Source organism: Exiguobacterium sp. s35, from assembly GCF_018617535.1.
In the GTDB taxonomy this organism is placed as follows: Bacteria; Bacillota; Bacilli; order Exiguobacteriales; family Exiguobacteriaceae; genus Exiguobacterium; species Exiguobacterium aestuarii.
Window position 1 is genome coordinate 55179 of the sequence record NZ_JACSKI010000001.1, and the last position, 23188, is coordinate 78366.

Below are 23188 nucleotides of genomic sequence, written 5' to 3' on the forward strand. Positions count from 1 at the left end.
ATTAGAAGAGAGGTTTTGAACAGTATGGGAGGGAATTGAAGATGAACGATTCATATACTTGGCTCAATCGTAGGAAAGTACGACCTGCGTATAGTGTGACAGGAAGCCGCTCTTGGTCCAGTGAGCGTGTCGTTCGACCGGATCGTGCGCGTGGGAAGATGGTGCGCGACGTGAAACGTGTACGTCGTCCGTACGTAGACGAGTACGGCAATCGTCGCTGGACGACGGGGCGTGTGGTCGTCACAGATGCGTCACGTAAGGCGCGGGCGCATGGACACGGTGATACAGCCGTACAATTAGAGTTCTCGACACCAACGCCTTATGAGCGTGTGAAAGAGATGATTCCAACGAAGCGTGTGCTCGTCCCAGTCGTCGCTGGACTTGCTGTCGTCGGTGGGATTGCCGGTGTGGCGTATGCACTTCGTAAAAAGAAACGAAATAAGAAGAACTAAAAAAAATCGCCGAAAAATTCGGCGATTTTTTTATTTGAAACGTTCAGCGAGGATGCGCTCGAGTTCACGTTGCCCGAGTTCACGCATTTCTGCCTCATTTTCTTCGTCGTATGCATCGTCCGTGAAGCGTCCGACAAATTCGACTTTGCCGTTTCCAAGTTCACGGAACACTAAGTTTTTGCGATCGTTGTAAAAGACGACACGATACTCACGGCCATTTTCATGGTCGTAGTTGAAGACGCCTTTGATGTGATCCATGTTCTTCTCTTCCGGCTGATCCTCATCATCGTCCTCATCTTCTTCTGCTTCAGCTGCTTGGTTAGCTTCATCAAGCGCGTCGGCGAGGACTACCGTTTCTTCTTTTTCTTCCGTCCCCTCTTCCTCAGATGAGACGACTTCTTTTTTTTCTTCTTCTGTCATGTGAAACGACCTCCTTTACTTACTTTCCTATCATACCCACTTTTTATAGTTGTGACTACTCAAAATGATGCGAGCAAACGCGGACAACATTCGAGGACGACATGATTAGTCGCTGGAAGAGTTGGCGTTTGATTGATTCCGGCGCATCGACCGTCTTGAGCGCTTGCTCCATGCATCCGAGCCAATGCCCGGCATGTGTCTCAGAAATCGGATGCTCATGATGAATCATCGCTAAATTCCCGCCACCGCGACGTTCCGAATATAACTTTGGACCACCTAGCAACTGGGTTAGAAATTCAAATTGATGTTGTTTCACCCGATCTTTGTCTGCCGGAAATAGCGGTAGTAAAATCGGGTCGGCATAGACGAGGTCATAAAACGCGTCAACAAGTTGTTGAACGCCGCTTTCGCCTCCAAATTGTTCATAGGCACTCACATTCATTCCCCCTCATACGTTCAGTCTAATCGATTTTGAACAAAAATGGGAACGATGCAGGCTATAACTTTTTTTGGTGGGGTGAAGAGGAGGTTTCCCTCTACAAATGAAGGGAGATGGTTCATAATGAAGAAAAAAGGGAAGGAGTGTTCGCTAAAATGACAGTAACCTTTCACGTTGGTCGATCGGGAACGGGGAAAAGTGAACGGATGATTGAACAAGTCATTCAGGATTTGAAACAGAACCCGAGCGGACCAACGATTTATATGATCGTGCCGGACCAAATGTCGTTTGAAATGGAGAAGAAGATGGCGACAGTGGACGGTCTGCGCGGCTCGACAAGGATCCAAGTGCTGTCGATGCGCCGTCTCGCATTCTTAATGATGCGAGATGCGGGAGTGGCAACGGACCAATTCTTAGATCAGACGGGGACGCATCTGTTGTTACGGAGAGTCGTCGAGATGAGCGAGGAGCGGCTGACCTTGTTCCGTCGAACGATGAACCAGTTCGGATTTTATGAAGAATTGAACCAATTGATTTCCATGTTGAAGCGAGGACTTGTTGAACCGGAGCATCTATTACGCTTAAGTGAACAAGCGCAACATCGTGCCTTAAAGTTACAGGATCTCTCCATCATCTATGAAGGGTTTTTGAAGATGACGGAAGGTAAGTCGCTACACGCGGAGGATTATTTCAACGTCCTGTTGCAACTGTTACCGGAGACGGATTTGACGGGAGTCCATGTATATGTGGACGGATTTAATGAGTTTTCAGAGCAGGAACTAGCCGTCCTCGTCGGTCTTGCAGAAAAGGTCGACGTCGATGTGTTGTTGACGCTTGATCCCTCATCCATGTATCGTCCGGATCCATTGTTTGGACCGACACAGCGTACGCTCATGCGCTTCAAGGAACTCTTGTCGGAACGACAACTTCTATCGGTCGACAAAACGTATGACAACGTATATCGCTACACACATCCAAGTCTTCGTTATTTAGAGGCGACCTTTGACCAGATGACGGCGGAGCCATACACCGGGACGGAGAATCGTGTCGACTTGCACGCTGCCGTCGACCGGACTGTCGAGGTGGAGGCGGCTGTTCGCGAGGTCATCCGACTCACGCGTGAAGAAGGATATCGTTACCGAGACATTGCGCTCATCTCGCGTTCACTCGATGAATATGGCGACCTGGCATCACAAGCGTTACAAAAGATGGGGTTGCCCTACTTCTTAGATGAACGGCAGCCGATGCTTGACCATCCGCTCGTTGAATTGTTGAAAGCCACCATCGACATCGCATTGCGTAGCTATCGGGAGGAAGCTGTTTTTCGGGCATTGAAGACGGAGCTCGTCGTCCTCGACCCAACGCACCGACGCACGTCTGTCGACCGCCTCGAAGCGTTCGTCATTGAACGTGGCATCAAACACTACCATTGGCACGATGCATGGCAGTTACGTCGTCGTACAGGAGAAGAAGCGCGACTGACGAGTGAAGAGCTAGATGTTGAAGTGGAGTTGAATCGCTACCGGGAACGCGTCATCGAAACGTTTGATCCCTTGCTGTCGGATTTGAAACAGGCGAAGACGATGCAAGCCTACACGCATGCCATGTATGCCTTCTTAGAACGAATCGGTGTATCGGACTGTCTGACTCATTGGCGTGACGAAGCGATTGAAGAAGCGCAGTTGCTCGAAGCTCGTGAACATACTCAAGTGTGGGACGCGGTCTTACATTTACTCGAACAGTTAGAAGCGGCAGCTCCAGAAGAGACGTTGTCAACGGAACTGTTTCTCCAGATGATGGACACGGGTCTAGATAGTCTTCGTTATGCGCTCATTCCACCTTCACTCGATCAATTGACGGTGACGGACTATGTCCGTGGTCGATTAATTGATAAGAAAGTGGTGTTCTTGCTCGGGGCGAATGAAGATCAAATTCCTCTCGTCACGACGCAGTCCAAGCTATTGACCGATCACGACTTGGACTTCATGCATGAGAACGGTCTGCGTGCTGGGAAAGCGACCGAGCACTTGTTTGATGATGAAACATATTACTTATATAAAGCAGTGACGGCACCGAGTGAGCGTCTCTACATTAGTTATGCCCTCGTCGATAGAACAGGTAAGGCGATTCAACCGGCGCGCTTCATTGCGGATTTAAAGGCCCGTCTCCATAAAAACGTCATCAAGACCCATTTCGCTGAAGCCGGGGAACACCGACCGCGTGACCAATTCGCCTTTTTGACGAATGTGAACCAGACAGCAGCGGTCACGGCTCTCGAACTTCAGCGCTTAAGTCGTCATTATCCGATTCAAGATATGTGGTTCGCCGTCTATAACGAACTGTTGAAACATCCGGACGGTCGCGAGCGATTGCAATTGTTGACGAGCGCCTTGTTTTATCAAAATATCCCGAAATCATTAGACGACGATGTCGCCAAATCGCTTTACACGCCATCGATTCGGGCGAGTGTCTCGCGACTCGAGACGTTCCAAGCGTGTCCGTTCAAGCATTTTGCAAGTTATGGATTGCGTTTAAAAGAACGTCGGCTGTATCGACTCGAGGCACCGGATATCGGAAACCTCTATCACCGAACGATTGAACATATGTCACAGACGGTGAAGATGGACGGAAAAGAATGGCGGGACGTGGCGCCAGATGAATGTGTGAACTTAGCGGAACAGGCGGTAGAACTTGTGACGCCTGAAATCCAACATGCGATTCTGATGAGTTCAAACCGATACGCCTATTTGAAGAAAAAATTGACGGATGTCGTTAGCAAAACGGCAGAGGTATTGATTGAACAGTCGAAACGGGACGGCTTCGACCCGAAAGCGTTTGAACTTGCGTTCGGGAGCGGGCAATTCCCACCTGTCTCATTCACGTTGTCGAATGGGGCGACGTGCGAGCTCATTGGTCGAATCGACCGTGTCGATACGGCAATGGTTCATGACCAGCTGTACGTTCGCATCGTCGATTACAAGTCGAGCAAGCGCGAAGTCGATTTTGCGGAAATTTATTACGGTCTCGCGATGCAAATGCTCATTTATTTGAAAGTGTTGATTGAGCAGGCGGAGGTATGGACGAAAGAGAACGTGGCGCCTGCTGCGGCACTGTATTTCCACGTCCATCGCCCACTCGTACCACCGGCAGGTTCTGATGAAGAGACGCGACAAAAAGTGTTGGAGTCTTATCAGATGCAAGGGTTATTGGTCGACGACCCAGAAATTTTGGAGATGATGGACCGTTCAGCGAAAGAATCTTCGAAAAAATCGATTGTCATCCCGGTCAAATATAAAAAAGATGGGACGCCTGATGCGAATACGTTGAAGAAAATCGTCACACCGCCTCAACTCGAACAGTTGATGGATCATGCGTTTGACGTCGTCAAATCGAGTGCCGAGGAAATGTATGACGGAAAAATAGACGTAGAGCCTTACGAATATAAAGAACGGCGACCGTGTCAGACATGTCCGTATCAGAGTGTCTGCCATTTTGACGAGGCGCTCTCGAATGAACCTCGCAAATTGAAAAAGTTAGAGAAAGAAGATGTATTTCAGGAGTTAGGAGGGGATGACCGTGAAATGGACGAATGATCAGTTCGCCGCAATTGAAGCGAGGGGAAGTCACGTCCTCGTCTCGGCTGCGGCCGGATCGGGGAAGACAGCAGTTCTCGTCGAGCGGTTGTCTAGCCGATTGCTTGATGAAACGGATGAATTGACGGCAGATCGTATGCTCGTCGTCACATTTACAAACGCGGCAGCGGCAGAAATGAAGCGACGCATCGCAAAGGCGCTGGAAGAGGCGTTGCGTGACGACCCGACGAATGAGTATGTCCGGAAACAGCGACAAATGTTGAACCGGGCACTCATTACAACCATCCACTCGTTCTGTTTAGAAGTGATTCGCGAAAATTACTATTTATTGGACTTAGATCCGGCATTCAAGATTGCGGAAGAGCGAGATCTCGTGTTGTTACAAGATGATGTGTTAGAAGAAGTGCTTGAAGAAGAGTACGGGAAGCAGGATACGGATTTCTTCGCCCTTGTCGATGCTTACACATCAGATCGCGGGGACAGTGAAATCGAAGACCTCATTCTCGGTCTATATCATTATGCCCGTACACTCCCGGACCCCGACGCCTATTTAGATAACCTCATTTCGATGTATACGTTCGGAGATGACCCGGATCGGGAAGCCATCCTCATCGAATTTGGCCACATGTTGTGGCAAGACATCGAAAAAGCGGTGCGTAATCTTCGGAAGCTTGAGGCGGAGCTTCGGGTTGCAGGATATGAACCCCAGTCGGAAAACATCCGTCAGGCAATTTTCCCGTTAGAACAGTTAGAAGGGGAAGCCGTCGTCTGGAGCGAACTCGAGACGGCTGCACGTGCGATGAAGTTTGGCACGATGAAATCCGTTCCTAAAAAAGAGGAACACCAGATTTATCATGAGGTGCTCAAACCGGCGTATGATCAAGCGAAGAAAAAATTGACGGCGGCTGTTGAGCAGGCACGTGTCAGCGGGGCGGATTTATTGGAAAGCGTCTCGATGCAACAACCTCTCGTCAAGACGCTCGTCCAAACGGTTCGTGCGTTCGGAAAAGCATATGAACAAGCGAAGCGCGACCGAGCCTTCGTCGACTTCAGCGACTTGGAACATTATGCGCTCGCCATCTTACGGCAGGAAGATGGACCGTCTGATGTCGCGGCTCTGTACAAAGAACGCTTTGTCGAGGTACTGGTCGATGAGTATCAAGATACGAACGAAATTCAAGAAACCATCATCAATCTTGTCGCAAATGAACGGGAAGAAATCGGGAACTTGTTTATGGTTGGAGACATCAAGCAATCCATTTATCGGTTCCGTCATGCGGAGCCAGGTCTCTTCATCGATAAGGCGACACGCTTCAAACAGGCGGATACGGGAAAACGAATCGATCTCTCCCAAAACTTCCGTAGTCGGGCAGAGGTGCTTCATGGGATCAATGACTTGTTCGTTCAGCTCATGGACGAAGAGGTCGGAGAAATCGCTTATGATGAGGCCGCTCAACTCGTTCCGGGTCGTGAGTATGAACCGATTCCAGCGAATCCCGAATTGATGATTGTCGACGGAGCGAGTCGTGAATTATCGAAACAGGAAGTCGAAGGACGAGCCATCGCAACTCGAATCCTAGAATTAGTATCTGGGGAAGAACCGTTCAAAGTGACGGATGAAGTGACGGGCCAACTAAGAAACTGTGAATACCGGGACATCGTGATTCTCGTCCGTTCAAAAAAAGGACGAGTCGAGCAGTTGATGGACATTTTGACTCAGTACAATATTCCAGCTTATACGGATTCCGATGGCGGTTATTTTCAAGCGACAGAGATTCGCATGATTCTTGCTCTCTTGAAAGTAATTGATAACCCGCTTCAGGATATTCCGCTCGCCGGAGCGCTCCGTTCCCCGATGTTTCGATTCGATGATGGTGAGCTAGCACGAATCCGACTCGAGTCCGAAGATTCGTTCTATGAGGCGCTGAAGGCGAAAGCGAATGATGATGACGAGCTCGGTGTGAAGTGTGGAGACTTTCTCGATCGTCTTTCCCGCTGGCGTACCTATGCGCGCAATCATAGCTTATCCGAATTGATTCAACAGTTGTTCAACGACACTGGATTTTATGACTTTTCCGGTGGATTGCCTGGTGGAAAAGGGCGCCAAGAAAATTTGAAGGCGCTCTATGACCGCGCGCTCTCTTATGAACGAAGCGGCTATCGTGGACTGTATCGCTTTTTACGTGTCATGGACCGTTTACAAGATACGGGGGAAGATTTATCCGAGGCGCGGTCTCTCGGCGACGAAGAAAACGTCGTTCGTATCATGACTGTGCATAAGTCAAAAGGTCTCGAGTTCCCGGTAACAATCGTCGCCCAGCTCGGAAAACAGTTCAATACACTCGATCAGAAACAGCGAGTCATTTTCCATAAGCAGTATGGAATTTCACTTGATGCAATCGATGTCGTGACACGTACAAAGGCGGAGACGTTCGTGAAAGCGATGATTCGACGAGATTTAGACGCGACGATGAAAGCAGAAGAGATGCGTGTCCTCTATGTCGCGTTGACACGGGCAAAAGAGAAATTGATTCTCGTCGGAACGGTCGGGGATTCGCTCAAACAGCTCCAACAGTGGCTACAAGTCGAACAATCTGGAGAATTGTTAGCGAGTGAGGCGAGACGTGAAGCGAAAACGTACTTGGATTGGATTGCGCCAGCACTCTTACGTCTACCGAGTGCCTCGCCATTTATCGAATCGTTCGGATTCACTACAGCCGCTACATTCTATGAGTCGTCTTCTTGGACGTACCGTATGATTGGTGAAGCTGATTTGGCGGAGGTTGCGACACTACAAGAGATGATGGCGCAGCTACATCATGTTCAACAGTTTGAAGCGATTGATTTCCCTATTCAAAATGAGGAAGCGACGATTCATGCCATTCACCAAGCATTGACATATGCATATCCGGCTCAAGATGCCGTACGCACGGCGGCGAAACAAACGGTGACGGAATTGAAACGAGCGATGCAACTGGAACAAGCCGCCTTTGAAGACCCGGTTCGACCAATCGATACACCTTATCGGGAGCCGAAATGGCGTCAAGTGAAACAGAGCGGTGCCGAACGCGGGACTACGTTACATCTGATTTTCCAAATGGCTGATCCGAATCAACCGATTGTCGATCAAATCGATCAATGGGAGAGACAAGGGATGCTTAGCCCGGTCGAGGCTGAAACGGCACGTCTCGCCATTCCTGACGTAGAGGCGTTTTTCCGTACCGACGTCGGACAGGCGCTCGCCGAGGCGCTCAAGCAGGGTACCGCTTGGCGAGAACTGCCATTCACCTATACCGTACCGGCTGAACGGGTCAACCCAGATGGGCAGTTTACCGATGAAGACGTACTGATTCAAGGGATTATCGACTGTCTGTACTTCGATGGGACATCTTATATCCTGTTGGACTATAAATCAGACGCCGTCGTTCATTTATCCGGATCCCGTGAAGACGCACATCAACGGCTTCGGGATCGTTACGCGATTCAATTGCAACTGTACCGAGAAGCGATTGAGACGATTTGGGATATTCGTGTCGAGCAGACGCTTATTTACTCACTCGACTTACAAGAAATCGTCACAGTGGCCACCTCATAAAGAGCAAGCCAAGAGCGATGTCAGTTATATGACATCGCTCTTTTTGTTATGTGCATTTTCACATTCTAAATCGTTGACAAGTAAGAGGCGGAGGAGTAATTTATTTTATATAAGTAATTGTTCCATATAGAACAATCCGAGTCGGAACGATAAAAGGAGTGAAGTAGCATGACCGAGATGAGTGCAACAAGAGCGCGGGAAATGATGCAATCGTTTTGGCGCGTACAGCGCGTCTTGATTCGCCTCATGCATCAGACGGCCCAACAAAACGACCTTACCTTGCCACAACTTCATGGACTGATGATGTTGAATGAACAGGGTGCGATCACACAAAAAGAATTAGTGCGGCGCACAAGGATGCCGAAGAGTACGTTGAGTCAATCATTGGATGGTCTAGTGGAGAGAGGGTTGATTCGAAGAGACATCAATCCGGATAATCGCCGCGAAGTGGTATTGACGATTGATCAATCTGGCAAACAATTGATTGATGAGATTGAACAACAAGAGGAAGGGACCGAACAACAGTTGAATCAAATCTTGTCTCGCTTAGATGAGGAGACGTATCGTCATATGATTGAAGCCCATCAACAGATTGCAGATGGATTAAATGAAGGATTCACAGATTGTGAAGGGTGATGTCGTCATGATTAAGTTATTAAAACGTTTGATTACTTATAAATGGGCCGTCCTCATGGTCTTGTTATTTGTGTTCGCACAGTCACTAGCAGATTTATTCTTACCGACATTAATGGCGGATATCATCGATAACGGGGTCGTGACAGGAGATACCGGCTATATTTGGCAAATGGGTGGGATCATGCTCGGTGTGACCGGACTTGGGGCACTCGCGGCAGTCGTGGCAAGTTTTTATTCATCGAAAGCGGCGATGGGATTCGGTCGTGATTTACGAAGACGCGTCTTTAACCATGTCGAGCGTTTCTCGCTCGAAGAGTTCGACCGTGTCGGAACAGCCTCGCTTATCACGCGGACGACGAACGACATCACGCAAGTCCAACAAGTCATCATCATGATGCTTCGGATGGTCGTCAGTGCGCCGATCATGTTTGTCGGTGGTTTGATCATGGCGACGTCGAAAGATGCCACGTTGTCACTCGTCATCGTTGCCGCCATGCCTTTTCTCGTCATCTCGATCTTCCTTATTTTTTGGAAAGCGATGCCGCTCTTTAAGAAAGTACAGAAGCGATTGGATCGTTTGAATCTCGTCCTTCGAGAAAACTTGACAGGTATTCGAGTCATTCGGGCCTTCAATCGTGAAAAAGAAGAACAAGTCCGTTTGACAGAGGCGAATGAGCGATTGACGGATGTCTCAATCAAAGTCAACCAAATCATGGCGTTCCTCATGCCAGTCATGATGCTCGTCATGAACTTGACTGTCGTCGGCGTCATTTGGTTCGGTGGCATCCGAATCGATAACGGGGCGATGCAAATCGGGGATTTGATGGCGTTCATTCAATATGTCATGCAAATCATGTTTGCGCTCGTCATGGCCTCTGTCATGTTCATCATGATTCCGCGGGCGTCGGTATCGGCGAACCGCATCAATGAAGTGCTCGAGATGACGCCTTCACTAGTTGATGAAGGCACAAAAGCGGCGGATGCTGAGCACGGGACACTCGTGTTAGATGATGTCACGTTCTTTTACCCTGGTGCCGAAGAACCAGCATTATCACATGTCAGTTTTTCAGCGAACCCGGGTGAAGTCACAGCTGTGATTGGTGGAACCGGATCTGGGAAATCGACACTCGTCAATCTGATTCCACGATTTTATGATGTGACGTCTGGAGAAATTCGTGTGAACGGGGTCGATGTTCAAGCCGTATCGCAAGAAGAGCTCCGTTCAAAAATCGGGTACGTGCCGCAAAAGGCGTTGCTGTTCACGGGAACGATTGCAGAGAACATTCGATACGGGAAAGCCGATGCGTCGATTGAAGAAGTCATACATGCCGCATCGATCGCACAGGCGAGCGACTTTATCGAGAAGATGCCAGATCGATATGAATCTGTGATTGAGCAAGGTGGGTCGAACGTGTCGGGTGGACAAAAACAACGCCTCTCCATCGCCCGGGCGCTTGTTCGTAAACCGGATTTATACGTGTTCGACGACAGCTTTTCGGCACTCGATTTCAAGACGGATGCCGCGTTACGCAAGGCGTTAAAAGAAGAAACGAAAGATGCGACCGTATTGATTGTCGCACAACGGGTGAGTACGATTATGGATGCTGATCGCATCATTGTACTCGAAGAAGGAAGTGTGGCCGGAATCGGTACACATGAAGAATTGTTTGCGACGAATGCGGTATATCAAGAAATCGTGAAGTCGCAGTTGTCTGAGGAGGAAATCGCATGAGTGAGAAACAAACAACGACGCGACAAACTCATGGCGGGCATGGTGGCCCAGGAGGTCCTGGCGGTGGGAATATGATGATGATGGGTGAGAAGCCGAAGGCGTTCAAAGTCACATTCCGTCGTCTGCTCGCCTATTTGAAACCACGACGAAATACGTTGATTGCGGTTTTCGTCGCAGCCATTCTAAGTACGGTATTCATGATTGCTGGTCCAAAGATCATGGGGATTGCCATCACGGAACTCTTTGAAGGTGCCTATGCGAAATTTACAGGTGTGCCGGGCGCGGAGATCGATTTCACGAGAATCGGACAAATCTTGTCCTTGCTCGCAGGACTTTACGTCATCAGTAGTCTATTCAATTACGTTCAACAGTATTTGATGTCTGGCGTTGCCCAGAAGACCGTTTATGATTTGCGAGAAGACGTCAACAAAAAATTAGAACGACTACCGCTTAAGTATTATGATGGACGTTCAAATGGGGAGACGTTAAGCCGAGTGACGAACGATATTGACTTGATTGGGAGCACGCTTCAACAAAGTGTGACGTCATTCATTACATCAATCGTCACGATTATCGGGATCTTGATTATGATGCTGTCCATCAGTCCCCTTTTGACGGTCATCTCCCTTGTGTCATTACCACTGACAATCTTTGCAATTCGTCCGATTTTAAAACGTTCGCAACAATACTTTTCCGATCAACAGCGTCATCTAGGACGATTGAATGGTCATGTGGAGGAAATGTATACCGGACACACGGTCGTTAAAGCGTTCGGGCGTGAAGAGACAGCTGTCCGTGAGTTTGATGAGGTGAATGAAGAACTCTACAATGCCGGGCGTAAGGCGCAATTTATCTCAGGGATTATCATGCCAATGACGATGTTCATCGGAAACATCAGCTATGTGTTAATCAGTGTTGTCGGTGGGATTTTAGTCACACAACGAAGCATCTCGATCGGGGATATTCAAGCGTTTATCACGTATACGCGGCAGTTCACCCAACCGATTACGCAAACAGCGAACATCGCAAACATCGTCCAGTCGACGGTCGCTGCAGCAGAACGGGTATTTGAGTTGTTAGACGAAGAGGAAGAAGTGAAAGAAGTGACGACGTATCGCCTAGAGCGGGCGGAAGGAAATGTCGCATTCCGTCACGTCGACTTTGGATACGGGGACAATCTCCTTATTCAAGACATGAACCTCGACGTGAAGACGGGACAAACAGTGGCGATCGTCGGTCCGACCGGTGCCGGAAAAACGACATTGATCAATCTCCTCATGCGTTTCTATGAATTGAACGGTGGAGAGATTCTGATTGACGGTAAAGATTCTAGACACATGTCGAGAGAAGATTTACGTCATACGTTCGGGATGGTCTTACAGGATACGTGGCTCTTTAATGGAACAATCCGTGACAACATCGCTTACGGAAAAGTGGGTGCGACGGAAGCGGAAATCGTCAACGCAGCGAAGACAGCGCATGCGGATTCATTCATTCGGACGTTGCCGGACGGATATGACACAGTCTTGAACGAAGAAGCGAATAACATCTCACAAGGACAGAAGCAATTGCTGACGATTGCGCGAGCGGTACTCGCGAATCCACCGATAATGATTTTGGATGAGGCAACATCAAGTGTAGATACGCGTACCGAGATTTTGATTCAACAGGCGATGAAGCGGTTGATGAAAGGACGAACGAGTTTCGTCATCGCCCACCGATTATCGACGATTAAAGATGCAGATTTGATCTTAGTGATGGACCAAGGTCGTGTCATCGAACAAGGGACACATGAGTCGCTGCTTGAAGCCGGTGGTTTTTATGAAGATTTGTACAACAGTCAGTTTGCTGAAAAAGAAGTTGTATAAGAAGAATATAGGTTTTACGGTCAAGGGATTAGGCAAAAGACGTACGAAGATGAGTTTCGTACGTCTTTTTATTTTGTGTAACAATTACAAATCCGTTAAAATATAAAAATGGGAAAAAAAATGGAGGAACGATTATGGTAAAAATCTTACTTGCGGAAGACGAAGAAGTACTACGCATGCTCGTTATGGATACATTAGAAGATGAAGGATATGACATCGATGAGGCTCAAGATGGAGTAGAGGCCTATCGATTGATTGAGGAAAACGAATATGATTTGGTGATTGTGGACCATATGATGCCCGGGATGACAGGGCTTGAGGTCATTGAAAAAGTAAGGAAGTTACCAGGGCGACAAGATACGAAAGTGATGATGTTGACAGCGAAAAGCCAACAATCTGACCGTGATTGCGCGAATGAGATTGGTGTCGACTACTTCATTTCAAAACCGTTTAGCCCACTTGAACTTGTCAAAATCATAGGAGGCATCGTGAAGTGAAAAGGTGGTTTAAACAAAAACTCGGGCGTGACATCATGGTCGTCCTCTATTCGTTCCTCGCCATCGCGTTGGTCGGATCGGTTCTGACCTATGTGTATATCGAGAATCGACTCGAAGCGAATGAGGCTCGTTTACGTCAAGTTGATGAACGCGTCAATCGTTTGACGACGCTCTGGGATGATTGGCAGGCCGATCAGTATGATACACGTGGATATCTCTTGTTTGGAGATACATCGTCTCTTGAACGCGCAAGTGCGAACGAAGCGAAGTTCCAACAAGAAATCAATTGGTTTAAAACGCAAGTCACTACTCGTCAAGGTGAGTTGTTCGCAGAAGATTTGCAGCAGTTCCATGACTTTTACTATGACGTCATCATTCCGGTGACGTATGAATATGCGCAGGCACAATTAGATGGTGAGATTACGGAAACGTTCATTGATGCCGAGACAATTGCCGAGTTACCGACAGCACAACGTTTGATTGACCAAGGGCTCGTCCAATTTAATCCAGAGCGAGGCATCGACATTTTAGGACCGATTGATGAAGTGGAGACTGCTCTTTGGGAATATCGTCAATTAATGTCAGCTGAAAAAGAGAGTGTCTACGCGGAATGGCGCCAAAATAATAACATGCTTCAATTCTTATGGATTATGAGTATCGTCTCATTTGCCGCATTAATCTTGTTATTCGTTCAACCGTTCCTTCGTCGTCAATCACGCTTGATTTCAAAACTCTCAATCGCATCGAACCGTTTGTTGAAAGGTGAGATCGTCGACTTGAGTGATCAAATGGAACGAGAAGATGAGATTGGTACGATGTCACGTTCGTTCCATAAGATGGCCGAGACACTTCGTGACAACGAACGTCATTTAATTGAAAAGAACCATGAACTTCAGGCGCAACAAGAAGAATTGATTGCCCAACAAGAAGAGCTTCAGGCACAGCAACAAGAGCTTGAAGAGATTCTCGAACAGACTCAACAAAACGAACAACATCTCGCTTATCGAAACGAATTGACGGAGACGTTAGCATCGCGTGATTCACTCACGGCGTATCCAGAGATTATCGAGAAACTCGTTACGATTACGGACTCGGAAGTCGGTGCACTCGTCTTCGTCGATGAATCGGGCACGTACCGCGTGACGAGCCATGGTCTGAATGACACGTTGTCCCGTCAATTGCTCGATAGTGAGAATTCTGTGTTAACGCGGGCGATGACGTTGAAGACGACGGTACACTCAGCGAAACAAGTTGCGAGCGACCATCCGCTTCCTTACCCGTACTATATGTTCGAAACGGCGGTACCGGTCCATGACCCGACGGACGATTCGATTATCGCGTTCATCTATTTGGTCCGCTATAAAGACCGTTTCACACAGACACAGATGGGTGACATCATGTCGTTCGCTCGTCAGCTTTCACTCTCGCTCTTACGGATGCGTTTATTCGAAGAGATGAAACGCGAGAAAGGGAAGACAGAACGCATCCTCGACTCGATTCGAGAGGCGGTCGTCTATATCGAACATGCGACAGATGATGTATTCGTCAACCGTCCACTTTATGAAATGTTCCCGGAACTGAGTGACGTCAGCACACAGGACCTTGAAGAAGAAACATGGGAAGAGTGGCGTAATCGCCTTGTCGAAACGGTGGACCAAGCAGAAGACTTTACGAAGTATACAAATCGATTGTTCACGGAAGACTTCCCGCATGACAGTGTGAGCTTCTCAATCCGTAAAGGTGAAATGAACTTGCAGATGTATGCTGAACGGATTATTGTCGGCGGTCTATCGAAAGGGACGCTTCTCGTCTTCCGGGATATCACAAGTGAGACAGAGGCTGAACGATTGAAGAGTGAATTCATCTCAACGATTTCTCATGAATTGCGGACACCGCTCTCGTCCATCTACGGATTCACAGAATTGATGGTGAAAAAGCAGTTACCAAATGAGAAACAAGCAAAATATTTAGAGACAATCCATGCGGAGACGGAACGTCTGACGCATCTCGTCAATGATTTCCTTGATGTGCAGCGGATGGAATCCGGTAGTCAAATGTACGACCGGGAACAACTCGATATCGAACCGGTCGTCCGAGACATGTTGACGTTCTATGAAGCGTCATCTTTGAAGCACGAATTCGAATTGATTGCGGATGATGCACGTCCTTACGAATTGTTCGTCGACTGCCAGAAGTTCAAGCAGTTAATGAGTAATCTCTTGTCGAACGCAGTGAAGTATTCTCCACGTGGTGGAAAAATCACGGTAGAGCTTGCTCATCATGAGCAAATCGTGTCCATCAAAGTGAAGGACGAAGGAATTGGAATTCCGAGCGACGCGCTCGACCGATTATTTGATAAGTTCTATCGCGTCGATAACTCCGACAGCCGTGAGATCGGCGGGACGGGTCTTGGTTTACCAATCTGTCAAGAAATCGTCCGAGGTCATAACGGTCAAATTCATGTGGAATCGATTCAACATGAGGGGTCGACCTTCATCGTTGAAATTCCTAGCTATGAATACGCTGTCCAAGAGGCAGAGACAACACCAGTATAATGAATGGAGTCATCCTCGAAGGATGGCTCTTTTTTTTAGGAAAGCGTTCGCTTGACCAATCAGGAGAGGGTTCGTGTACAATGAAGACTGTACAACAACATAAAGGGGGGCATTAGAATGCCACTGATTGCATTCTTGCACACACACGTCACGAGCTGGATTTTGTTACTTATCTTATTTGCCGTAGCCTATATTGGTTACAAGAACGGCAACAAGAGTGGAAAGATCGCACATATGGCGTTTCGACTCATGTTACTCATCGCATTCGGAACAGGACTTTATCTCTACCTTCAATTGAACGGAGGCGGCACGTTCTATCACGTGAAAATCACAGTCGGGTTACTGGCATTGATTTTCGGTGAGATGACACTTGTCAAAGTGAAAAAGAACAAGCCATCGAACGCCTTTTTCGGCGGATTTATCGTATTGGCACTCGTGACAATCTTTATCGGTTACGCATTACCATACGGACAATCTTTCTTCAACAGCTTCATTCAATAAGACTTTCCCACTTCGCACACCGAAGTGGGAATTTTTTGTTTGTACACAAATTATTAGGGGAAAATAAAAAAATCAGTAATCATGACGATGAGGTGAAACGATGGATCAACAAATGACGGAATGGACACGCGTATTACATGCACGGAAATGGATGAAACAAACAGAATCATTTTTACCACTATGGCACGGCTATATCGGATATAAGTTTGGTTTATTCGATGCACTTCAAGGTGGCGCAAGTATGGCGGAGATGAATTTACGACTCAAACGCCCATTGACGCAACTTGCGCTAGAGCGTTGGTTAGAAGTTGGGGTCGCAGTGCGTCATTTGAAGAAGAGGGGATGGCGCTACTATCCGACACGTGGATTAAAATACCAGTTGTCTGGTAACGATGAGCGGAGCATCGGATTCATGCTCCAAGAGATGATGGAACTTCACATCCCTGCGTTGATCGCTTACCCAGAATTTTTAGAGTCTGGGAAACAAAAGACGTTTGATGGGGCCGAGCACGGTCAAGTCGTCGCGAAAACATCGACGCTCGTCGAGACGGTCGCATTCCCGATCGTGCAACAACTGTTACGTCAGGCGAACGTCGGGTCGATGCTTGATATCGGTTGTGGGCATGGTGGTTATTTACGTAAATTACAAGCGCTCGAACCGAATTGGGAATTGACGGGGATCGATTTAGAGGAAGAGGTTATCGAAGAAGCGCGGTCTCGTGATGAACGGGGCGATATTCATTTTGAAGTCGCCGATTTCATGAACTGGGAAACAGAAGAACAATTCGATGCGGTCATGATGAACAATATGCTCTATTATTTCTCACCAGAGGAGCGAATCAAACTGCTTGAACGGCTTCGGAATCGTTTAGAAGAGAACGGGGTCGCAGTCCTTGTGACGCCACTTGCGGAGACGGCACTCGGCGGACGGTTCGCTTCTGCATTCAATGCCTTCATGACACTTCACGATAACTTATATCCGCTCCCGACCATTCCACGATTGCGCCGTCAAATGCAAGAAGTCGGATTTGAACAAATTCGCTTTATCCCGTTCATTCCAGAAGGGTCTTGGTATATCGTCATCGCCGAGCGAGGGAACAAGAACCTGCTCAATCAACCGATTCAAAATTGAACTTGTCTCCGGTCATTTCTATAATGATAGAGAAGCATAAGAGACTATTCACATAGGGAGTTGTTGAGTGTGTCGAAACAAAGAGTTGCCGTAATAGGGGCAGGACCCGGTGGATTGGCTGCTGCGATGCTACTAGCGCATCGTGGCGTAGACGTCACCGTATTTGAGAAACAACCGTTTGTAGGAGGCAGAACGTCACGTCTACAAGTAGGCGAGTTCACGTTTGACCGAGGACCTACATTTTTAAATATGCCTTACATTTTAGAAGAGATCTTCGAAGAAACGGGACGTGATTTACATGATTACGTCGAGATGAAACGGCTAGAACCGATGTATGATTTGTATTTTGATCGTGGGACGCGCCATCTCTCGATGACGACTGATCGTGACCAGATGCATCAAGCCATCGAAGAACAATTCCCGGGAAATGGGGAAGGATATGAACGGTTCATGAGCGAACAGGCGATCAAGCTCTCCAAGTTGATGCCTGTTCTTCAAACCGCGCATGACAAACTGACCGACTATGTCTCATTACGCGTACTCAAAGCGTTACCGTTCCTTTCAATCGGGAAGTCGCTTTATGACGTCTTATCCGAGTACTTTACGAGCGAAGAGTTGAAGTATGCGTTCACGTTCCAAGCAAAATATTTAGGAATGTCCGCTTGGGAATGTCCAGGCGGTTTCTCGATTTTATCTTATATGGAGCATGCATACGGGGTTCATCATCCGATTGGAGGCGTGAATCAACTTTGTTATGCGATGGCGAAGGTCGTAGAAGAAGAGGGTGGCGTGATTCGCTTAGGTGAACCAGTAGAGCGTCTTCTCATGGATGACAAGAAAGTGACCGGTCTCGTAGCAGGGAGCGTTCATTATGCGTTCGACGAAGTCGTGATTGGTGCTGACTTTGCTCACGCGATGACGTCGTTAGTCCCAGACGGCAAACTGTCGAAGTGGAGTCCGGCTCAACTGAAGAAGAAACGCTACTCGTGCTCGACATTCATGCTTTATCTCGGACTCAATCACACATATGAAGACGTGGCGCATCATTCGATTCACTTTGCAGACGATTATGAGTTGAACGTCAAAGAGATGACGCAAGAGTTGAAACTGAGCGAGGATTTCTCATTCTACGTTCAAAACGCCTCGCGCATCGACCCGACGCTCGCACCTGCAGGAAAATCGTCGCTATACGTCCTCGTACCGGTACCGAACAACTTATCCGGTTTGCCATGGGAAGAGTTGCAGCCAACGATGACAGAACGTGTACTCGACGCCCTTGAGACACGGTCACCATACCGAGACATTCGCCAACATATTGAGGTGATGGAGACGTTGACACCTGAGGATTGGGAAACGTTCGGGGTATACGAAGGCGCAACCTTTAACTTGGGCCATAATCTATCGCAAATGATGTATTTCCGTCCGCACAATCAGTTTGAAGAGCTCGACAACGTCTGGCTCGTCGGTGGCGGGACGCATCCAGGAAGCGGGCTTCCGACCATCTTTGAATCAGCGCGCATCACAACGAACTTGTTGCGTGACCGGGCAGGTGTCGGCCGATGAACATCAGCTTTGTCGGGGCCGGGGTCGGCACACTTTACGCCGCCCTCTTATTGACGAAACGAAACCCTTCACTTCACATCACGATTTACGAGAAGGAAGCGCGTGTCGGTGGACGACTAAACTATGTTGAATTTGAAAATGGAGCGAAAGTCGATGAAGGTCCGACGATCGTCTTGTTACCGGGCAAACTGAAGCAACAGTTGATGGAAGCGGGGCTACCGGAAAGTGAGGTCGAATTACTCGAAGTCGATCCACTCTATCGTTTGCGCTATCAAGACGGGACATCGTTCTATAAATATCGGGATATCGAGCGACAGGCAGAAGAGATCGAGCGGACTTTCGGCGAAGGGGACGCATTCCGTCATTATATGTCGCAGAAGAAAGAAGAGTATCGGATTGGGTTCGATACATTTTTAGACCGCAGTTATGCATCGAAAACAGAGTTGTTCGAACCTAAACTATTGCTTCTCCTCATGCGCTTGAAAGCATATGAAACGGCCCATGCGAACATGAAACGTTTTTTTGAGGACGAACGCTTACGTGTCGCCTACAGTTTACAGACGCTCTATATCGGTGGGAACCCTTATGCGACCCCCTCTTTATATGGACTCATTCCTTATCGTGAACAAGAAGAGGGAGTCTGGTATGTAAAAGGAGGATATTTCTCGCTCGCGGCGAAAATGGAACAAGAGCTGAAACGACGAGGTGTTCATTTCGTAATGAATGCGACCGTCAATCGTGTCCACGTCACGAACGGTGTAGCCACTGGCGTCACGGTCAATGACGAATACGTGCCTTATGACGCGGTCGTCGTGAACGGTGACTTTCCGCTTATGGAACGACTCATTGACGGCGTGACACCGAAGACGTATGAACCGTCCAGTGGTACGCTACTCCTTTATTTCACGGTCAGCGGGGAACTCGATTTGCCGGTCCATCAATTCGATTTACCGAATGATTTTGAGGGATCGATGCGAACAATCTTTGAGGATGGTAAACTAAGTGAGTATCCGGCGATGTACACGTTCAATCCATCACGGATTGATCCGACACTTGCGCCGAATGGGACGAGTGTATTATATGTCCTCGTTCCGGTACCTCGTAAATTGGAGCGAGAAGACTTTGAGACGCAAGGAACGATTGACCATCTATTAGGAAGACTCGAGGCACTATTACCCGATTTTCGGGACCGTGTCATCGAGATGAAAGTACGGACACCGATGGATGCCGAGCGATTTGGTCTATTTGAAGGAGGAAGTTTTGGGATTGCACCAAAATTGTCTCAATCAGCCGCTTTCAAACCACAGGCAAGACCGTTCCCAAAAATCGAGCGATTGTATGCGGTTGGTGCATCTGTCCATCCATGTGGGGGCGTGCCGATTGTCATGATTGGTTCACAGTTACTCGTGAAAAAATTGGAAGAAGAAATGGGGGCAATACATCGTGACGACACAAGAAGCGTATCGTCAATGTGAGGAAATCATGAAGAAAGGCTCGTTGACCTTTTATCGGGCCTTCTCTTTGCTCTCAAAACCAGATCGACAAGCGGTCATGGCCGTGTATACGTTTTGTCGGACTCTTGATGATGCGGTCGATGAATCAGACCGTCCAGAAGAGAGTTTGGCGTCGTTTTTGCATGCATTCGATCGCTTTTTAGCAGGATATGACCAGGATGAAGCGCTATGGGTCGCCCTTCGAGATGTATGGCAACGCTATGAGATGGACGTCGATCCATTCTTTGAGCTAGCAGAAGGCATGAAGTGGGATTTACATAAATCACGATATGAGACGCTCGAAGAGACCGAGCAGTATAGCTATTATGCCGCGAGTACGGTCGGTTTGATGCTACTCCCGATTCTTGTCCCGAATCAAGACGCCGAGACGAAACGTCAGCTCCGACAAGGCGCCATCGACCTCGGCATCGCGATGCAACTGACCAATATTTTGCGAGATGTCGGGGAAGATTTGAATAGAGACCGCATCTATTTGCCACGCACGATGATGCGACAGTATGGCGTAAGTGAAGAGGTGTTACAGCAACGTGAAGTGACACCTTCCTTCATCGAGCTATGGGAGGCGTTGGCGAAGCGCGCGGAGTCCTTGTATGAGCGGGCACGTGCGACCCATCACCTCTATCCACTCGCCAGTCGAAAACCGGTTCAAGCAGCAGCTCTTCTATATGAAGGAATTTTAGATGCAGCTCGAGCAAACGGATATGACGTCTTCACAAAACGGGCATACGTATCGACCCTACAAAAAGGAAAGTTGTTAGCAAAATTATAAGTCATCCAATCTACTGTAGATGCTCCTCGCGTCTACAGTTTTTTGCGCAAAAAAAAACCACTTTTGGCGGGGGACCAAAAGTGGCGTAAGCGTTATGTGATCCATTCATCGGGGAAATGAATGAATCGATTTGTGATGAAGCCCTAAAGATGTGCCGGGATTCATGGGGAATGAATCAGTTGGGACATCTTCGTTGAAACAGGATGCTTGATGGACTAAGGGGGAACATCATACGCAAGCTGTCTCAACTACGGGATACGAGTGGGGAAACTCGCTCATCACTTTTTTCTCGGGTGTGACAAGTTCAAAACGCGATAAGGCTCGGGGAAGCCATTCGATCGCTACAGGTGCAACAAACGTTACAGAACTGCTTGAACTCGAATATGATATTATCACGTCTTTCAATTGTCGACAAGTGTCGAAACTCGCGTTCACAAAATGTTCATATTGTCAGAGGTATGTCCTCTAACATCGATCGTGCCGCGAATTGTCCTGAAAGCGTGACCATTGGGCTCCCGCCTCCAGGATGGGTCGAACCACCTGCAAACCAGATGTTTGACACGTCCGTCGACCGAGCTGCCGGTCTAAAGAATGCCCCTTTTTTCGAATTGGCCGACGTACCGTAAAGTGCACCGTAGTATGCATAAAAATCACGCGTTAAATCTTGCGGTGTCACACGTTGATGGAAAAGGACCTCTTCATCTTCCCAGTCCACGCCGAACTCACGCAACCGGCGACGAATCAAATGCTCATACGTGTCGGCATCGATGTCAGTCAAATGGGCAGGTGCATTGACGAGAATGAACAGATTGTCGCCAGCCTCGCCCATCGATGAATCGGTTGCAGATGAATTGGAGATATAGATAGTCGGCTCGTCCGCATAGCGCTCTTCTTGAAAGAGTGATTTGAATTCTCGCTTGTAGTCGTCAGAGAAATAGACGTTATGGTGAGCCAGGTTCAATCGCTTCGATAGTCCGATCATTAAGACGAATGCAGAGATGGACGGTTCGACGGTATCGCGTGTCGGGACTGGGAAAGAAGGACGGTCTTTCGCGTCGACAAGGCGAGGATATTGCGTGAGTAGCTCGCCATTGAGCAAAACGGCATCGCAAGAGATGACTTCTTTATCGTCGACGACGACTTCATGGGCTTTCCCGTTCAAGACCTCGATTTTCGTCACTTCGTGTCCGAGACGGAATGTCACTCCGAGTTCACTCGCTCGCTTCGCAAACCCTTTCGCGATGTTCCAGTTGCCTCCCTTCGCGAAGTAGACGCCATCATTTAATTCTAGATGCGCGATGAGCGCGAACGTTCCTGGCGTCACGTACGGGCTGCTTCCGATGTATGTCGCATATCGGTCGAGTGCCTGGATGATGCGTTTGTCTTTGAAGTATTTTTGATGAAGGGCATGCAAACTTTGGAGCGGGTGTACTTTTACCATGTCCGCCCAAAGACCCGGGTCTAATTTTGTCTCCATGCGGGTGAAGAAGCGTTCGTTCGCGATACGGAATAACTTCTCCGCTTCGTCTAAATAAGCCTGTAATTGATTTTTCTTCATTTGATCATTCGTCAAACGTCGCACTTCCGCCTCGAGCTGTGCCCGGTCGGCGCTAAATGTGAACGAGGAGCCATCCGAATAATGATTGACGGTATGTTGGTCGAGTTTGATCAATTCGAAATAATCATCCGGGTTGGCACCACTGTTTCGGATGACGGAACGAAACACATCTGGCATTGTGATCGTATTCGGACCAAAGTCAAAACGATGACCGTCGGTAATGACGGGCATAAGTTTTCCGCCGACATGTTCATTCTTTTCAATGACCGTGACGTCATAGCCGTGTGTGGCGAGCGTGACGGCAGCGCTCAGTCCACCTAGTCCGGCTCCAATGACAACAATTTGCTTCATACATGTGTCCCCC

The 23188-nt window shown here is 48.2% G+C and carries 16 protein-coding genes; 13 read left to right on the forward strand and 3 right to left on the reverse strand.

Going from position 1 to position 23188, the window contains the following annotated elements:
- Nucleotides 1-41: 41 nt before the first annotated feature.
- Nucleotides 42-452 carry a hypothetical protein gene (locus tag KNO75_RS00340; RefSeq protein WP_015880958.1) on the forward strand — a complete coding sequence of 137 codons (411 nt, stop codon included), beginning with the start codon at nt 42-44 and terminating at the stop codon, nt 450-452.
- A gap of 30 nt (nt 453-482) precedes the next feature.
- Here KNO75_RS00340 and KNO75_RS00345 read toward each other — a convergent pair whose 3' ends face one another.
- Nucleotides 483-872, reverse strand: a complete 390-nt coding sequence (locus KNO75_RS00345; RefSeq protein ID WP_214815536.1) for a hypothetical protein — start codon at nt 870-872, stop codon at nt 483-485.
- A 55-nt stretch (nt 873-927) separates the two neighbouring features.
- Nucleotides 928-1308: a truncated hemoglobin gene (locus tag KNO75_RS00350; RefSeq protein WP_214789676.1), complete on the reverse strand. Its 381-nt coding sequence runs from the start codon at nt 1306-1308 to the stop codon at nt 928-930.
- Nucleotides 1309-1466: 158 nt separating this feature from the next.
- On the opposite strand from KNO75_RS00350, the gene addB reads away from it, so the two are divergent.
- The 12 genes from addB to KNO75_RS00410 all read left to right on the forward strand — a co-directional run bounded on the left by addB (nt 1467) and on the right by KNO75_RS00410 (nt 21266).
- Nucleotides 1467-4904 carry a helicase-exonuclease AddAB subunit AddB gene (addB, locus tag KNO75_RS00355; protein WP_214819223.1) on the forward strand — a complete coding sequence of 1146 codons (3438 nt, stop codon included), beginning with the start codon at nt 1467-1469 and terminating at the stop codon, nt 4902-4904.
- A complete protein-coding gene (addA, locus tag KNO75_RS00360; protein WP_214819225.1) occupies nt 4882-8499 on the forward strand; it encodes a helicase-exonuclease AddAB subunit AddA in 3618 nt (1205 codons plus the stop codon). Before addB ends, addA begins: the two co-directional genes overlap by 23 nt.
- Nucleotides 8500-8667: 168 nt before the next feature.
- Complete coding sequence (locus tag KNO75_RS00365) at nt 8668-9135, forward strand: MarR family winged helix-turn-helix transcriptional regulator (protein WP_214819227.1); 468 nt, start codon at nt 8668-8670, stop codon at nt 9133-9135.
- A 7-nt stretch (nt 9136-9142) separates the two neighbouring features.
- Nucleotides 9143-10867: an ABC transporter ATP-binding protein gene (locus tag KNO75_RS00370; protein WP_214819229.1), complete on the forward strand. Its 1725-nt coding sequence runs from the start codon at nt 9143-9145 to the stop codon at nt 10865-10867.
- Nucleotides 10864-12735 (forward strand): ABC transporter ATP-binding protein, encoded by a 1872-nt coding sequence (locus KNO75_RS00375; RefSeq protein ID WP_285800801.1) that lies wholly within the window; start codon nt 10864-10866, stop codon nt 12733-12735. The genes KNO75_RS00370 and KNO75_RS00375 overlap by 4 nt, the downstream gene beginning before the upstream one ends.
- Nucleotides 12736-12869: 134 nt before the next feature.
- Entirely contained in the window at nt 12870-13232 is a 363-nt protein-coding gene (locus KNO75_RS00380; protein ID WP_074032651.1) for a response regulator, read from the forward strand.
- Nucleotides 13229-15787 carry a sensor histidine kinase gene (locus KNO75_RS00385; protein WP_214819231.1) on the forward strand — a complete coding sequence of 853 codons (2559 nt, stop codon included), beginning with the start codon at nt 13229-13231 and terminating at the stop codon, nt 15785-15787. Before KNO75_RS00380 ends, KNO75_RS00385 begins: the two co-directional genes overlap by 4 nt.
- Nucleotides 15788-15904: 117 nt before the next feature.
- Nucleotides 15905-16288: a YisL family protein gene (locus tag KNO75_RS00390; RefSeq protein WP_214789665.1), complete on the forward strand. Its 384-nt coding sequence runs from the start codon at nt 15905-15907 to the stop codon at nt 16286-16288.
- 100 nt (nt 16289-16388) lie between these two features.
- Complete coding sequence (locus tag KNO75_RS00395; protein ID WP_214819233.1) at nt 16389-17420, forward strand: class I SAM-dependent methyltransferase; 1032 nt, start codon at nt 16389-16391, stop codon at nt 17418-17420.
- A 69-nt stretch (nt 17421-17489) separates the two neighbouring features.
- Nucleotides 17490-18983, forward strand: a complete 1494-nt coding sequence (locus tag KNO75_RS00400) for a phytoene desaturase family protein (RefSeq protein WP_214819235.1) — start codon at nt 17490-17492, stop codon at nt 18981-18983.
- On the forward strand, nt 18980-20458 hold the full coding sequence (locus KNO75_RS00405; RefSeq protein ID WP_214819237.1) for a phytoene desaturase family protein: 1479 nt from the start codon (nt 18980-18982) through the stop codon (nt 20456-20458). Before KNO75_RS00400 ends, KNO75_RS00405 begins: the two co-directional genes overlap by 4 nt.
- A complete protein-coding gene (locus tag KNO75_RS00410) occupies nt 20427-21266 on the forward strand; it encodes a phytoene/squalene synthase family protein (protein WP_214794489.1) in 840 nt (279 codons plus the stop codon). The genes KNO75_RS00405 and KNO75_RS00410 overlap by 32 nt, the downstream gene beginning before the upstream one ends.
- 442 nt (nt 21267-21708) lie before the next feature.
- Here the strand turns inward: KNO75_RS00410 and KNO75_RS00415 are convergent, their stop codons facing one another.
- Nucleotides 21709-23175, reverse strand: coding sequence for a phytoene desaturase family protein (locus KNO75_RS00415; RefSeq protein WP_214815547.1), 1467 nt, complete (start codon nt 23173-23175; stop codon nt 21709-21711).
- Nucleotides 23176-23188 lie beyond the last annotated feature (13 nt).

Excerpts from the sequence above, each read along its gene's own strand:
- KNO75_RS00340 (WP_015880958.1), top strand. The coding sequence starts at position 42 with ATGAACGATTCATATACTTGGCTCAATCGTAGGAAAGTACGACCTGCG.
- KNO75_RS00345 (WP_214815536.1), bottom strand. The coding sequence starts at position 872 with ATGACAGAAGAAGAAAAAAAAGAAGTCGTCTCATCTGAGGAAGAGGGG.
- addB (WP_214819223.1), top strand. The coding sequence starts at position 1,467 with ATGACAGTAACCTTTCACGTTGGTCGATCGGGAACGGGGAAAAGTGAA.
- addA (WP_214819225.1), top strand. The coding sequence starts at position 4,882 with ATGACCGTGAAATGGACGAATGATCAGTTCGCCGCAATTGAAGCGAGG.
- KNO75_RS00365 (WP_214819227.1), top strand. The coding sequence starts at position 8,668 with ATGACCGAGATGAGTGCAACAAGAGCGCGGGAAATGATGCAATCGTTT.
- KNO75_RS00370 (WP_214819229.1), top strand. The coding sequence starts at position 9,143 with ATGATTAAGTTATTAAAACGTTTGATTACTTATAAATGGGCCGTCCTC.
- KNO75_RS00375 (WP_285800801.1), top strand. The coding sequence starts at position 10,864 with ATGAGTGAGAAACAAACAACGACGCGACAAACTCATGGCGGGCATGGT.
- KNO75_RS00380 (WP_074032651.1), top strand. The coding sequence starts at position 12,870 with ATGGTAAAAATCTTACTTGCGGAAGACGAAGAAGTACTACGCATGCTC.
- KNO75_RS00390 (WP_214789665.1), top strand. The coding sequence starts at position 15,905 with ATGCCACTGATTGCATTCTTGCACACACACGTCACGAGCTGGATTTTG.
- KNO75_RS00395 (WP_214819233.1), top strand. The coding sequence starts at position 16,389 with ATGGATCAACAAATGACGGAATGGACACGCGTATTACATGCACGGAAA.
- KNO75_RS00405 (WP_214819237.1), top strand. The coding sequence starts at position 18,980 with ATGAACATCAGCTTTGTCGGGGCCGGGGTCGGCACACTTTACGCCGCC.
- KNO75_RS00415 (WP_214815547.1), bottom strand. The coding sequence starts at position 23,175 with ATGAAGCAAATTGTTGTCATTGGAGCCGGACTAGGTGGACTGAGCGCT.